Source organism: Sphingomonas sp. ERG5, from assembly GCF_000803065.1.
Lineage (GTDB): Bacteria > Pseudomonadota > Alphaproteobacteria > Sphingomonadales > Sphingomonadaceae > Sphingomonas.
Map to the genome: position 1 here is coordinate 62615 of NZ_JSXI01000045.1, position 13793 is coordinate 76407.

Annotated in this window: 12 protein-coding genes; 3 read left to right on the forward strand and 9 right to left on the reverse strand. The window is 65.3% G+C overall.

Features of this window, described 5'->3' with window-relative positions:
* Window positions 1-96 precede the first annotated feature (96 nt).
* Window positions 97-1362, forward strand: coding sequence for an MFS transporter (locus OO12_RS15765; RefSeq protein WP_160296825.1), 1266 nt, complete (start codon window positions 97-99; stop codon window positions 1360-1362).
* A gap of 17 nt (window positions 1363-1379) precedes the next feature.
* On the opposite strand, the gene OO12_RS15770 is transcribed toward OO12_RS15765, so the two are convergent.
* From OO12_RS15770 to OO12_RS15790, 5 genes are all read right to left on the reverse strand, one after another.
* Complete coding sequence (locus OO12_RS15770) at window positions 1380-2030, reverse strand: hypothetical protein (RefSeq protein WP_034159665.1); 651 nt, start codon at window positions 2028-2030, stop codon at window positions 1380-1382.
* A 100-nt stretch (window positions 2031-2130) separates the two neighbouring features.
* On the reverse strand, window positions 2131-3306 hold the full coding sequence (locus OO12_RS15775) for an MFS transporter (RefSeq protein ID WP_034159666.1): 1176 nt from the start codon (window positions 3304-3306) through the stop codon (window positions 2131-2133).
* A gap of 51 nt (window positions 3307-3357) precedes the next feature.
* Window positions 3358-3903 carry a helix-turn-helix domain-containing protein gene (locus tag OO12_RS15780; protein WP_034159667.1) on the reverse strand — a complete coding sequence of 182 codons (546 nt, stop codon included), beginning with the start codon at window positions 3901-3903 and terminating at the stop codon, window positions 3358-3360.
* Between the two features lie 62 nt (window positions 3904-3965).
* Window positions 3966-4625, reverse strand: a complete 660-nt coding sequence (pgmB, locus tag OO12_RS15785; RefSeq protein WP_034159668.1) for a beta-phosphoglucomutase — start codon at window positions 4623-4625, stop codon at window positions 3966-3968.
* A complete protein-coding gene (locus OO12_RS15790; RefSeq protein WP_052215932.1) occupies window positions 4622-6904 on the reverse strand; it encodes a glycoside hydrolase family 65 protein in 2283 nt (760 codons plus the stop codon). Before OO12_RS15790 ends, pgmB begins: the two co-directional genes overlap by 4 nt.
* Before the next feature lie 111 nt (window positions 6905-7015).
* Here OO12_RS15790 and OO12_RS15795 point away from each other — a divergent pair, with 111 nt between their 5' ends.
* Window positions 7016-8068: an alpha/beta hydrolase gene (locus OO12_RS15795; protein ID WP_034159669.1), complete on the forward strand. Its 1053-nt coding sequence runs from the start codon at window positions 7016-7018 to the stop codon at window positions 8066-8068.
* 35 nt (window positions 8069-8103) lie between these two features.
* Here the strand turns inward: OO12_RS15795 and OO12_RS15800 are convergent, their stop codons facing one another.
* On the reverse strand, window positions 8104-9153 hold the full coding sequence (locus tag OO12_RS15800) for a LacI family DNA-binding transcriptional regulator (protein WP_052215933.1): 1050 nt from the start codon (window positions 9151-9153) through the stop codon (window positions 8104-8106).
* Between the two features lie 141 nt (window positions 9154-9294).
* Here OO12_RS15800 and OO12_RS15805 point away from each other — a divergent pair, with 141 nt between their 5' ends.
* Window positions 9295-11703 (forward strand): TonB-dependent receptor domain-containing protein, encoded by a 2409-nt coding sequence (locus tag OO12_RS15805; RefSeq protein WP_152616471.1) that lies wholly within the window; start codon window positions 9295-9297, stop codon window positions 11701-11703.
* A 45-nt stretch (window positions 11704-11748) separates the two neighbouring features.
* Here the strand turns inward: OO12_RS15805 and OO12_RS15810 are convergent, their stop codons facing one another.
* Genes OO12_RS15810 through OO12_RS15820 form a run of 3 tightly spaced genes read right to left on the reverse strand, consistent with a single transcriptional unit; the run spans window position 11749 to window position 13791 of the window.
* Window positions 11749-12651: a pirin family protein gene (locus tag OO12_RS15810; RefSeq protein WP_034159670.1), complete on the reverse strand. Its 903-nt coding sequence runs from the start codon at window positions 12649-12651 to the stop codon at window positions 11749-11751.
* The gene (locus tag OO12_RS15815; protein WP_034159671.1) at window positions 12641-13084 is read right to left on the reverse strand and encodes an NUDIX hydrolase; all 444 of its coding nucleotides are present in this window, start codon (window positions 13082-13084) and stop codon (window positions 12641-12643) included. Before OO12_RS15815 ends, OO12_RS15810 begins: the two co-directional genes overlap by 11 nt.
* Window positions 13081-13791: a glutathione S-transferase gene (locus tag OO12_RS15820; RefSeq protein ID WP_034159672.1), complete on the reverse strand. Its 711-nt coding sequence runs from the start codon at window positions 13789-13791 to the stop codon at window positions 13081-13083. Before OO12_RS15820 ends, OO12_RS15815 begins: the two co-directional genes overlap by 4 nt.
* Window positions 13792-13793: the final 2 nt, after the last annotated feature.

Genomic DNA, 13793 nt, shown 5'->3' on the forward strand with positions numbered 1-13793 from the left:
GTCTTCTATGAAATGCATTTCTTGCAGGGTGGCCATTTGGCGCTAAGGTCCGTTTCAAGGTCCGCGCGACGGATCGGACAATGGATGGGGCGGGGAATGGCGATGGGCACACAGACGCGCGCGGTCATTGCGCTGATCCTGACCTATGCGGTGCTCGGCCTGCTGATGAACAGTGTCGGCGTGGTCATCCTGCAATCGATCCGCCATTATGCGGTGACCAAGACGCATGCCTCGTCGCTGGAGGCCTGCAAGGACTTGTCGGTGGTCGCGGCCTCGTTCCTGCTCGCCACGCGCTTGCCCGCCTTCGGTTTTCGCCGCGCGCTGATCGCCTCGATGCTGATCGTCGGCGCCGGGGCGTTGCTGATGTCGATCGCCAATGCGTTCTGGATGACTCAGCTCTTCTTCGTCGTCACCGGCATCTGCTTCGGCACCGGCAAGGTCGCGACCTATGCCTCGATCGGCCTGCTGCGCCCCGACCGCGCCGGGCATGCCAGCCTGACCGGGCTGGTCGAGGGCGTGTTCATGGTCGGCGTGCTGATCGGCGTGTGGATGTTTTCCTGGTTCATCGGCGCCGATGCGACCGGCACCGACTGGCTGCACGTCTATTGGCTGATCGCCGGCCTGTGTGCGGTCGCGGCCGGGCTCTGGGCGATCACCCCGCTTGATGAGAGCAAGGCGGAACCGGAAAGCGCGGCGGCAAAAAGCGCGGGCTGGCGGCAGATGCTGCGCCTGCTCGCGCTGCCCACCGCGATCGCCTTCCTGATCTCGATCTTCCTGTACGTGCTGATCGAGCAGAGCATCGGCACCTGGCTGCCGACCTTCAACAACGAGATCCTCCATCTGCCGCCCGAAATGAGCGTGCAGGCGTCGAGCATCTTCGTCGCCGCGCTGGCGATCGGCCGGCTCGGCGCGAGTGCGCTGCTGCGGCGGATCCACTGGCTGAAGCTGATGCTGGCCTGCATCGTCTGTGTCGCCGCGTTGGTATTGGTGACCCTGCCGACCACGCAGGGGCTGACATTGCGCCCGGGTGTCGGCTGGCTCAATGCGCCGATCGCGGCGTATGTCTTCCCGTTGATCGGCGTGTTCATGGCGCCGATCTATCCGACCCTGTGCTCGGTCATGCTGACCTCATTGCCGCAGGAACGACATGCGGCGATGGTCGGGCTGATGGTGATCTTTTCCGCGCTGGGCGGTACGATCGGGTCGTTCCTGACCGGTATGATCTTCCAGCATCTGTCGGGTCAGAACGCCTTCTACATGACCTTGATACCGCTGACGCTAATCGCGATCGCGCTGATCCGGTTCGACCGGATGATCGGACGTGGGCCGAAAGGGGCGGTTCCGGTCGACGCCGTTTCCTGACGGGTGAACGGCTTCCGTCAGCCTCGCTTTGCCCGTTCGATCGCGATGCGATCGAACGCATGGTCCTTATAGTCCCCGTTGCGATCGACCCAATGCAGGAACAGGTGGGCGGACCAGCTGTTGGGGTTCGGCGTCAGGCGGCCGTGCCGATGATGGACTCCCTGATAGAGCACGCCGTCGCCCGCCTGCATGGCAATCGACTGAAAGGGTTGTTGGCCGAAATCTTCCTCGACCGCCGCCTGCGGGGCCGGTGACCGCTCGGTCGCGACCGAGAGCGCCCAGGGACGGTCTTCGCCATAGGCGACGGTCAGCGATACGCTATGCTCGCAAGCGGGTCGATCCCAATGGACCCGGCAAATGTCACCGCGCTGATACAGCCGGAAATAGGCATAGGTCGGCAGAAGGTCGCGCCCGGCGGCCAGGGCGATCCGTGGCGTCAGGCCCCAGAGAAACGCCAGCATGGGCGAATATTGATAGGCATAGATCTCGATCGCTTCCCGACTCAGCAAGGGCCCCTGGGTGGCAAATGCCCGCATCGACTGACCGGCGGCTTTGAAATCCGCCTGCATCTGCTGATAGAAATTGTGCAGCACTTCCACCGGGAAAAGGCCGGGAAGCGCCACGCTGCCGTCGCGATGATATGTTTCGGCTTCTGGCACCTGTTTCATCCCCGGATCAAAGCCCGTGCCGGGCAGGGTCCTTCTAATCGCATGCTACGCGCTGTCCAATATGCTCGAGCGGATGTCCCCGGGGTCCGATCCGGCACGGTCAACCCCGGCCTGCGCTGCCGATTCGCTCGGCCAGCGCGACCGCCGCGAGCATCACCAGCGCGAGCAACGCAATGGTCAGGCCCAGCCCGGCCCAGCCCCACCAGCCGACGACCAGGCCACCCAAAGGCGGCCCGATCAGCGCACCGCCCGCACCGAATTGCGTCAGCAGGCCGTTCGCGGTCGCGATGCGCGGATCATGCGGGCTGTTCGCGCCCGCAAGAATGGGTAGCCGCGCGAACATCAACGGCGAGACAAGGCCGCTGAGCAGCACCGCCGCCACAATGATCGCGCCTGTCGTCGCCAGTCCGGTCACCTGCCCGCCAAAGGCGAGGGGAACCAGCAAGGCGGTGGCGACCAATGCCGGGATGGCCATGGCGAGCAGGCGTCGGGACGACAGCTTTCCACCACGCATCGCCAGTATCGCCAGCCCGGAGGCCGGCAGCGCCGAAAGCGAGGCGATTGCTGCGATCATCCCGGCCTCGCCCAATGCCGCGGACCGCTGCTCGATCAGGAAGGTCGGCAGCAACATGGTCAGCGCGCAAAGGAACAGCGTGTAGACGCCAAAGGCCAGGGTCGAGATCCAGGCCGCGGGCGCGGGCAGCGCGATCCGCCGGCTGTCGCCGCCGCTGATCGGCAAGCGCAGCACCGGCACGATCGCCGCCGCGAGCAATGCCGCCCATAGCAGCATGATGCCGCGCACGCCGATCGGCGTGGCCGCCATGCTGGTGATCGCGCTGCCGACCGCGATCCCGACCGGGACGAAGCTGCTCCACAGTGCCAGAGCGCGTGGCCGGCTGTGGTCATCGGCGATCCCGGCGATCGCGGTCGGTGCCGCGATGACGGCCAGGAGATAGCCTATTCCTTCGACCGCGCGCACTGCGAAGAGCGCACCGGCGCTCGTCACCAGCGCTTCCAGCAAGCTGGTGAGCGCGAGGATCGCGATCCCGGCGAGCAGCGAGCGCCGGCAGCCGATCCTGCCCAAGGCAAGCCCAGCGACGAAACCGAACAGCCCGCCGCCAACCTCCAGCAGCGAGATCAGCAGGCCCGTTGCCGGCAGCGACAGGTCGAATTGTTCGCGTAGCAGCGGCGCGATGACCGAGAATTTAGCGAGCTGCGCGGCGGCAAGTACGCCGATCAGCCAGAGCGTGATGATGGTGGGCCAACGTCCGAGCATGCGCAGCGGGCTAACCGCCGCGCCGCGGTTCGGACACGAATAAAATATGCATTAACCGATTGTCGTGGTGAGTCGGCCAGTGCGGCCGTCCGCCAGCGGGATCGTCTCCCACTCCATCAGGCTCGGCAGCACCTCAAGGATGGCGCTGTTATTAGCGCCGGTGCGGAAGCGCAGCCGCTGGTAAGGGCGGTCGAACCAGCCGCGGTCGTGAAGGCTCTCCTCTGCGAGCACGATCTCGGGGCTTGCGAACCGCCAGAGCGATTGCCCGAGGAACCCGTCCGGATTTGCCGCCCAACTTGCTGCTCGCGACGGCGACGCGGCGAGCAGCCGGTGAGTCGTATCGCAAACCAGATGGACGGGCAGCGCGGAACTGGCGACGAGCCGCTTCAGCGCCGCATCGGCATCATTGTTCGCCTGTGCCGCGATCCATTCGATGATGCGGTCGCGGTGATGCGCTTCCGGCTCATGCCCACCACTCTCCCAGCGCGAGACGCTGCCTTGCGAAACGCCAAGCAATTCTGCGGCATGGCCTTGTTTGATGCCGTTGAGGCGGCGGAAGCGGCGCAGGGCTCTTCCGACAGGAAGGTCGCAGGTCATACCCCGCAGTATAGCGGGACGTTCCGGTCCGGTCATCCGCCGACCTCCCGGGGGGCCGAATTTCAGGCCGAGCGATACTCGCCCAGCCGGAACGCGCCGATCGCGGCAATCACCCGGTCGGCTTCGGCCAGTACAGCCGGTGACCCGATGCCGAGCGAGGCCATCCCCGCCGCGCGGATCGCGACGATCCCGGCTTCGGCATCCTCGACGCCAAGGCATCGCGCAGGCGCTGCGCCGACCGCGCGCGCGGCCGCCAGGAAAATGTCCGGCGCAGGCTTGCCGGCCGCGACCGCCGCCGGATCGGCGATTGCGTCGAACAGCGCGGCGATACCGAGCCGTTCGAGCAGCAATGGCGCGTTGCGACTGGCCGAGGCGAGCGCGATCTTCAGCCCTGCCGCGCGTGCTTCTTCCAGTACGTCGCGCGCGCCGGGGAACAGGTCGGCGGGGGTGAAACCGGCAATCTCTTCAAGATACCAGCCGTTCTTGAGCGCCGCGAACCGCGTGCGTTCGCCTGCGTCGAAGCCGGGCCGGTCGCCGATGATGCGGTCGAGTGATCCCATCCGGTCGATGCCCTTCAATTGCTCGTTGGCGGCATGGTCGAAGGGGACGTCGATCGTGTCCGCCAGCCGCTTCCAGGCGCGGAAATGCGCTTCGGCGGTGTCGGTCAGCACACCGTCAAGATCGAAGATGATCGCGTCCAGCGGGCGCGGGAAGGCGCTCATGCGTCGAACCGCCGCGTCTCGCCGGGGGTGAGCGTGATGCTCTGGTCGCGGTGCGCGAAGGCGATCGCCGGTCCGTGGAGGTTGCGATAGGTCACGCCGTCCGCCGCGACATCGACTCTCAATCGCGTGCCGCGCCACAGCATGGCAAAGCCATAGCCGCGCCATGCCGCCGGCAGCGTCGGGGCGAAGCTTGGCGCGCCTTCGCGCAGACGAAACCCGCCAAAGCCCCAGGCAAAGGCGAGCCAGCTGCCCGCCATCGCCGCCATATGCACGCCGTGATCGGTATTGTGGTGCAGATCGTCGACATCGACGAACGCGGTGCTGCGGAAATGCCGCCAGGCCTCGTCGCGATGCCCCACATCGCTCGCCAGGATGCTGAAGCTGCATGCCGACAATGTCGAATCATGCGCGGTGACCGAATCATAATGATCATAGGCGCGGCGCTTGCGCGCCACGTCGATGCCGTCGCCGCCAAGCACCAGGCCAAGCACCAGATCGGCCTGTTTGGCGACCTGATGCCGGTAGAGTGTCATCGGATGATAATGCAGTAACAGCGGGAATTTGTCGGCCGGCGTGCCGGCAAGATCCCAGCGCGGCTTGTTGAGGAAGCTGTCGTCCTGCGCGTCGATCCGCAACTCTTCGTCATAGGGCAGGCGCATCGCATTGGCGGCGGCGGTCCAGGCGGTCGCCTCGGCCGGGCTGTAGCCGATCCGCGCGGCGGTCTTCGCCCAGGTATCGGGCGCTGCGGCGGCGACGCGGTCGATCACATCGACGGCAAGACGCAGATGCGCTTGCGCCATGCGGTTGGTGTACCAGTTATTGTCGATCAGCGCGGTGTATTCGTCCGGGCCGGTGACGCCGCGAATGCAGAATTCGCCCGTCCGCTCTTCATGCGCACCGAGCGAGATCCACAGTCGCGCGGTCTGCACCAGCATCTCGGCGCCCATCTCGACCAGGAAGCCGGTGTCGCCGGTCGCCTGGTCGTAGAAGCCGATCGCATAGGCGATCGCGGCGTTGATATGATATTCGGCCGATCCGCTGGGGTAATGCGCCGAACATTCGCGCCCGGCGATCGTCCGCCACGCAAAGAGCGCGCCATGATCGTGATTGAGCGCGCGGGCATTGGCGATCGCCGCGTCGAGCGTCGTATAGCGATAGGCCAGCATCGCGCGCGCGATCTCCGGTGCGGAGACCGCCAGCACCGGCAGCATGAACACCTCGGTGTCCCAGAAATAATGGCCTTCATAGCCCTGGCCGGTCAGCCCCTTGGCGGCGGCGCTGCCATGACCATCGCGTCCGGCCGACTGGAACAGATGGAACAGGTTGAGCCGCAATGTGGCCATCGCGGCATCGTCGCCATCGATTTCGACCACGGCGTTCTGCCAGAAGGCCTCGAGCGCGGCGCGCTGCTGCTGTCGCAACGGGTCGAAGCCCGTATCGGCCAGATCGGCGGCGATCGCCGCTGCCGTATTGCCCATATGCTGGGGATCGCCGGCATCCGCCGCGACCGCATAAGCGGTGAAGATATCGATCGAGACCATGCCATCGGCGGCGACCAGTGCCTGTCCCGCGCCAAGCACTGCCTGTGTCGCGGCGACGGCGATGCCACTGCCGTGCAGCTTTTCGACCACCATGTTCGGCCGTTGCTCGCCGAATGGCGCAAAGCCGTACGCGTGGAGGTCGACGCCCAGCCGTGGATCGTCGGCCTGGCCCGCCGCGGCCGGGGCAGGGAGCAAGCGTGGGGCGATCGCGATGGTGGCGGCAAAACCGATCGGCGACACGGCGACACGTCGGGCATAGCAGGTGGTGCCGTCGAGCGGCACGAGCCGTTCCGCATGCACCTGGATCCGGCGTCCATCGGCCAGTCGCCAGCGCGTCTCGCGGGTCAGGACACCAGACCGCAGGTCGAGCCGCCGCACCGTATGTTCCGCCACCGCGGAGGCGAAATCGATCACGGTCCTGTCGATCGCGATGTCCAGCCCGATCGCCTCGGCGACCGGCACACGCGTGTCAGTGGTTTCGGCAAAGCCGCGGAAGCGCTCGTGATAGGCGATCGGGCTGACTTCATAGGCGGCCGTCAGAAAGGTCGATCCGTCGCCCCCACCGCATTCATCGATGTTGGCGCGGACGCCGATCGCGCCATTGGCCAGCGCGAAGATCGTCTCGGCCCAGCGCTCCTGTGTCGGCGCCGGCCCATCGATCGACAGCGTCCAGCCGTCGTCGCCGATCGCCATACGCGAATCGCTCGCCGGCACGCTCCGCTCCACCTTCGCGTCCATTGTCACCCTCTGCCTCGTGCCGCGCTCAATCGACTGCTTTCCAACAATGCCGAGCGATGATATCGATTTCAGTAATGGCGTCCGGATCGGGATGTCGCAAGGAGAAATATCATGGTCAGGTTGCTGTCGGTCTTGTTGGTCACCCTCGCATCGGTCTCGGCAACGCTCGCTTACGGGCAGGATTCGCCGCCGGCAAAACAGTCCGGCGATGTCGCGGTGCCGGCCTTTACCGCACCTTATTCGGCCTTCGCCTCGGACGAGGCGCGACGATTGTTCGTGCGTGACGTGCTGAAGCCCGGGCCACCGATCGGCGCGGACATCGCCGCGGCACGGCGCCATTATGACCGCATCAATTCGGACCGCGTCGTGCGGCTGCGCGCGCTCTATCCCGTGGAGGTCAAGGAAGCGACGATCGGTGGGGTCGGGGCGCAGATCGTCACCCCGCGCGGCGGCCCGAGCAAAGCCAATGCCCACCGCGTACTGATCAACCTTCATGGCGGCGCTTTTCTCTGGGGCGCCGGGTCGGGCGCGCTGGTCGAAGCGATCCCGGTCGCATCGGTATCGGGCATCACGGTCATCACGCTCGATTATCGCATGGCGCCCGAAGCGCGCTTTCCCGCGGCGAGCGAAGATGTGACCGCTGCTTATCGCGCGCTGCTCAAGACGCACAAGCCAGGCCAGATCGGTATTTACGGCTGCTCGGCGGGCGGCATGCTCACCGCCGAATCGATCGCCTGGATCGCGCGTCAGGGCCTGCCGCGTCCTGCCGCGATCGGCATGTTCTGCGCCGGGGCGACGGAGTTGCTGGGCGATTCATCGGTGATCGGTCCGGCCCTGACCGGCCAGCCGGTGGCCGGGCCGCTCACCATGACCGCCTTGCCCTATTTTGCCGGTGCGAAGGCCGAGGATTCGCTGGTCGTGCCGGTCCATGATCCCAAGGTGCTGGCGGCATTTCCGCCGTCGCTGCTGATCTCCGGCACGCGCGATTTCGCGCTCAGCGCGGTGCTGAAGACGCATCAGGAGCTGGTACGGCTCGGCGTCGAGGCTGATCTGCATGTCTGGGACGGGATGTGGCACGCCTTTTTCTCCGATCCCGAGCCGATGGAATCGAAAGAGGCCTATACGGTGATGGCGCGCTTCTTCGACCGGCATCTCGCGCACTGACCTGTTTCATTTTCTCTGTTCGTCTGGATCCTCGCTCAGGTCTCGCGCACGATCAGGCGGGTCGGCAGCATCACCGATTTCGGCCGCGTGCCGTCGATCAGCTGCATCAGCTTCTCGACCAGGATCGCACCGGCGATGCTGGTTTCCTGCTCGATCGTGGTGATGGCGGGAGTGAAATGCGCTGCGGGCGGGATGTTGTTATATCCGACCAGCGCATAATCCTGCGGTGTCTGATGCCCGGCGGCACGGAATGCCCCGATCACCGCCATCGCGGCCGTATCGGAAAAGGCGAACACCGCATCGGGCCGGGGGTGAGTGCGGATATAATCGGCGGCGCTTTCGAAGGTCAGCGCATAAGCCATGGAATCGATCTGCAGATGATCGATCACCACATCCTGTCCGCTTTGCTGCGCCGCTTGCTGCAGTCCCTTGAAGCGCATGTCGATCTCGGCATGTTCGACATTGCCGACGAACAGCCAGCGTTTCGCGCCCCGCGCCAGGAAGCGCTCGCCGGCCAGTCGTCCGCCGGCAAGATTGTCGCTGCCGACCGCGCAATAGGGGCCGCCCGGATCGACCGCGCCCCACACCACCAAGGGCAGGCCGGCCTTGGCCAGGCTGGTCAGCAGCAGGTGGCGCGTACCCTGGCCGAGGATGATGAAGCCGTCGGTCGCGCGGGCGCGGTACAGGTCCTGAAAGCCGCGCGCGTCGCTCAGGCCAGGTGGCGACAGCAGCAAATCCTGGTCGCGTATCGAGAGCGCCTCGGACACGCCGGCGAGCAATTCGAAGATGAACGGGTCGCCGATCGCACCGCGCCGGTGCGACCCGAAATCGAGCACCACGGTGACCGTGTTGGCGCGCGACTGGCGCAGTTTCTGGGCGTTGCGGTTGACCGCATAGCCATTGGCCCGCGCCACTTCGAGCACGCGGTCGCGCGTCTCGGCGGTGACCAATGGGCTGCCGTTGAGCACGCGTGACACGGTTGGCTTCGATACCTGGGCGAGCCGCGCGATATCACTCATCGTCAATGTGCCGCCGGCCGTATCGGCGGCGCGCGCGCCTCGTTTCTGTTTTAACCCATCGGCCATCGCCCCACCCTAGGGTCAGCATGCAATAGCGGCAAGACGGCACCGGGGCACCTGGATGCAATAGTTCTTGAAATGCATTTCATGATTAGATACCAAGTTGCCCGAAGGCGTCGCGAGATGCGCCTGATTGGGAGGATGGACATGGCATTTCAGATCAACCGCACGCTGCTGCTCGGCACGGCTCCGCTGGCCCTGGCGATCGCCTGCGCCGCGCCGGCTTATGCGCAGGACGCTGCCCCGGCGACCGCCGCCGCGCCCGAACAGGCTGATGAGCAGATCGACAACAGCACCGACGACATCATCGTGGTCGGCACCGCCGGCGGTGGCACGCGTCGTCAGGATGCGGCCTTCGCGGTCACCTCGATCAACGCCGAGGATATTTCGCGCCTCGCGCCGTCCAGCACTGCCGATCTGTTGCACTCGGTTCCCGGCGTCAGCGCGGAGAGCTCGGGTGGCCAGAACGGCGCCAACATCTTCGTGCGCGGTTTCCCCTCGGGCGGCGACGCGGAATTCGTCACGCTGCAATCCTCCGGCGTGCCGATCTTCCCGCCGCCCACCTTGTCCTTCCTCGAAAACACTCAGCTGTTCCGCATCGACGACACGATCGCCCGGGTCGAGGCGGTGCGCGGCGGCACCGGCGCACTGTTCTCCTCGGGCCAGCCTGGCCTGACGGTCAACTTCGTGCAGCGCGAAGGCAGCCAGACCCCCAAGGGGTCAGTCCGGATCAGCGCCACCGACTTCGGTGAAGTGCGCGGTGATGCCTGGGTCTCGGGCCCGCTCGGCGCGAACACCACCGCAATGATCGGCGGCTATTATGCGCAGTCGAACGGCATCCGCGATCCGCAGTTCCGCGCTGAAAAGGGTGGGCAGATCACCGCCAATATCCGGCATGATTTCGGCAAGGGCTCGCTGCTCGTTTATGGCCGCTATCTCAACGATCATGGCCAGTGGCTGTTGCCGGTGCCGGTGTCGGTGAACGGCTCCAAGGTCAGCGACTTTCCCGGCTTCGATGCGCAGACCGGTACATTGGCGGGGCGCGAGACGCGCTTCTCGACCATCAACACTGGCCGCGTGGTCGATCTGGCCGACGGGCGCGGGGCGAAGATCTTCAATGGCGGCGTGAATTTCGACTATGAACTCAGCGATGGCCTGAAGATCCGCGAACGCGCCAGCTATATGAAGGGTAGCGCCGACACGGTTGGCCTGGTGCCCGACGCCGCGCCGATGACGGCGGCGGATTATGTCGTGGCGAAATATGGTGCCGGCAACACGGTCGGAGCGTTGACCTATGTCAACGGCGGCGGCGTGGTGCCCGGATCGACTCCGGTGATCCAGGCCGGCATCTGGGAAGTCCGCAAGCAGATCGAATCCTTCGTCAACGACCTGTCGCTCGAATTCAAGCGCGGCGACAACACGCTGACCGTCGGCGGCTATTTCGCGACCTATTCGTCGGATGATCGCTGGAATCTCGGCAACGGCCAGTTGCTGACCGCGGAAGAGCATGGCCGCCGTCTCAATCTGACGCTCGGCGACGGTCGTCAGGCGACGCGCTCGGGTTTCGTCCAGGGCGCGACTTTCAACGTCAATGCGCAATATGACGGCAAGGATTATGCCGCCTATGCGGTCGATGAATATCAGATCACGCCGGAACTGCGCATCGATGGCGGCATTCGCTGGCAGCGCCACACGGTAAGCGGGCGGTTGGAGAACAACACGTTCGGCGTCGATACCGACAACAATCCCAATACGCTGTACAATAACGGCACCGCAGTCCTGAACGGCACCTTCTCGGGCTTGCCCAAGGGTGATTATAGCGGCTCGAAAGTGTCGTGGACGGCCGGCATCAACTATGACTTCTCCAATCAGATCGGCGCTTTCGCGCGCTACAGCCGCGGCAACAGCTTCCCGTTCTTCGACGCCCTGCGCGACGGTGTGACGATCGCGCCGAAGGTCGACAGCTATGAGCTGGGTTTGAAGGTGTCGACGCCGATGGTCAGTGCTTACGCGACCTTCTTCCATAATGACTTTACCGGGCTGGGCGTGAGCCGCATCATCAACAATGTGCCGCAGATCTCGATCGGCGGGGCGCGCACCAACGGGATCGAATTCGAAGGAACGATCCGGCCGGTTCATGGGCTCAGCATCGATCTCGGCGCGACCTATCTCGATGCGAAATACCGCAACTTCTTCACCTCGGTCGATGTCAGTGGCCTGCAGGTGCAGCGCCAGCCCAAATGGCAATGGCGCGTGTCGCCGTCCTACGAACATGATTTCGGCGGCGCCAAGGCGGCGGTGTTCACCACGCTCAGCTATATCGGCGACCGCTTCTCCGATCCCGAGAACAAGCAAGTGCTGCCGAAATTTTACAAGCTCGACGCTGGGGTCGCGGTCACGGTGGCGGAGAAGATCAAGCTGCAGGTCACGGGCGACAATCTGACCAACCGCATTGGCCTGACCGAAGGCAATCCGCGTGTCATCGGTTCGCAAGGCGGGCTCGCCCGGCCGATCCTGGGCCGCTCGTTCCGTTTCTCGGTCGGCTACAGCTTCTGATCCCCGGGACGCGGGGTGCCTGCCCGGCACCCCGCGATTTCCCGTTCACGGATAGCTGACGGTCAGCGGCACGTCCGGAATCGGAATCCATTCCTTGTCGTCGCCCGGCACCTTGGGGAAATTCCCCGCCGTCCAGTCTCGCCTGGCCTGCTCGATGCGTTCGCGGTCGGACGACACGAAGTTCCACCAGACATGGCGTGGCGTCGCGAACGCCTCGCCGCCGCACAGCATCACCCGGCCGCCGCGCGTCGAGCGCAGCGTCGCGGCGACGCCGGGCTGCAACACATAAAGCGTCATGGGTTCGAGCGTCATGCCATCGAGGCTCGCATCGCCCAGCGCGACATAGAGTGCGCGTTCGTCCGCGCCCGCATCGATCGGCACGCTGCCGCCCGCCTCAAGCATGATGTCGGCATAGATCGTCTCGGCATAGGTCGTGGTCGGCGCGGCGACACCCCATAAGCGGCCCATGATGATGCGCGCGCGGGCGCCGCTCGTCTCGACCACCGGCAGCGCGGCCTTGCCGACATGCTCGAACGCCGGATCCATTTCCTCGTTCTTCTCGGGCAGCGCGATCCAGGTCTGGATGCCCGACAGTTCCGGGCCGATCGTGCGCTCGGCGCTGGGCGAGCGCTCGGAATGGACGATGCCATGGCCTGCGGTCATCAGGTTGACCGCGCCCGGCTCGATCGTCGCGAAGGTGCCGATCGAATCGCGATGGTCGATCGCGCCGCCGAACAAATAGGTCACCGTGGCGAGGTTGATATGCGGGTGCGGCCGCACGTCGATGCCTTGGCCGACGCTGAGGTGCGCCGGACCCATCTGGTCGAAGAACAGGAACGGCCCGACCATGGTACGGGGTCTGGACGGCAGGGTGCGATGAACCTTGAACCCGCCCAGGTCATGGGTAACCGGCGTGATCGTCTGCAGGATCAGATCGTCATTGGTCATCGGTCTGCTCCAGGATCGCGCGCAGATCTTCGGGAAAGATCGTCTCGGGCCAGGTGGCCAGTTCGTCGCGCGCGAACCAGCGATGTGCCTGCATCACGCGGCGCTCGAGCTCGGTATGGCCGGAAGTATCGATCGCGCAGGCGCCGGCGGACACGCGGAAATAGCGCTCCTCGGCGATCACCGGCACATCCTCAAGCGTGGTGAAGGTGACCGTGCGGCGATGCACCTCCGGCCCGCAATCGAGGTCGAGGCCGGTTTCCTCGCGCAGTTCGCGCCGCGCCGCCTCGGCAAAGCTCTCGCCCGGATCGATCGCACCGCCCGGCGTGGCCCAGAAGGGCGGACGGTCGCCGGCGTCGAAGCGGAACAGCAGCACATGGTCCCGGTCGTCGATCAGCAGGATCCGCGCGGCGGGGCGTTTGGCAAGCACGGTCATTCGCCGTCCAGTTCGAGATAATGGCGGAAAATGCCTTCCGTGTTGAAGGCCAGGCGCCGGTCGCTGTTCAGATAGGCCTGGATGCCGGATAGTTGCGCGACCTGGTCATGGAGGCGGATCAGGCCGGGATAATCGCCTTCGATCGCGGCCATGCGCCGCGGGAACATATAACGCAGCCCCTCGACGATCTGGAACAGTGAGGTGTCGGCATAGGTCCAGCGATGGTCGATCAGCCAGTCGCCGGGATTGACCCTCAGCGCAGCCTCGAAATAGCCGAGGAATTTGGGCATGCGCCCGTCGCGGAACTGCTTCGCCGCGCGCGCCGCTTCGGGCTTTTGCTCGCGATAATAGGCTCTCATCTCGACTGGATGGTGCACATTATGCGCCTCCGCGACCAGATCGGTGATGGTCAGCTGCAGCTGATGGATCCAGTAGCGATCGGCGACCGCCGACGGCGCCAGATCGTGATTCTCGCCGAGATAGAGCAGGATATCGGCGACTTGCGCGATGACCAGCTGGTCGATTTCGAGATAGGGTGGTGCGAAGGGTGCGCGGCCCCGGCGCGCCGCCATGTCGGCCAGCAGCCGTTTTTCGCCATCCGCGCCGCGCGCACAATCGACATAGTCGATCCCGGCGGCCTCAAGCGCGAGGCGCACGAACTCGCCGCGTCCCTGGATCGTCGGCCAGTACCAGAGCCTGTACGCCATCG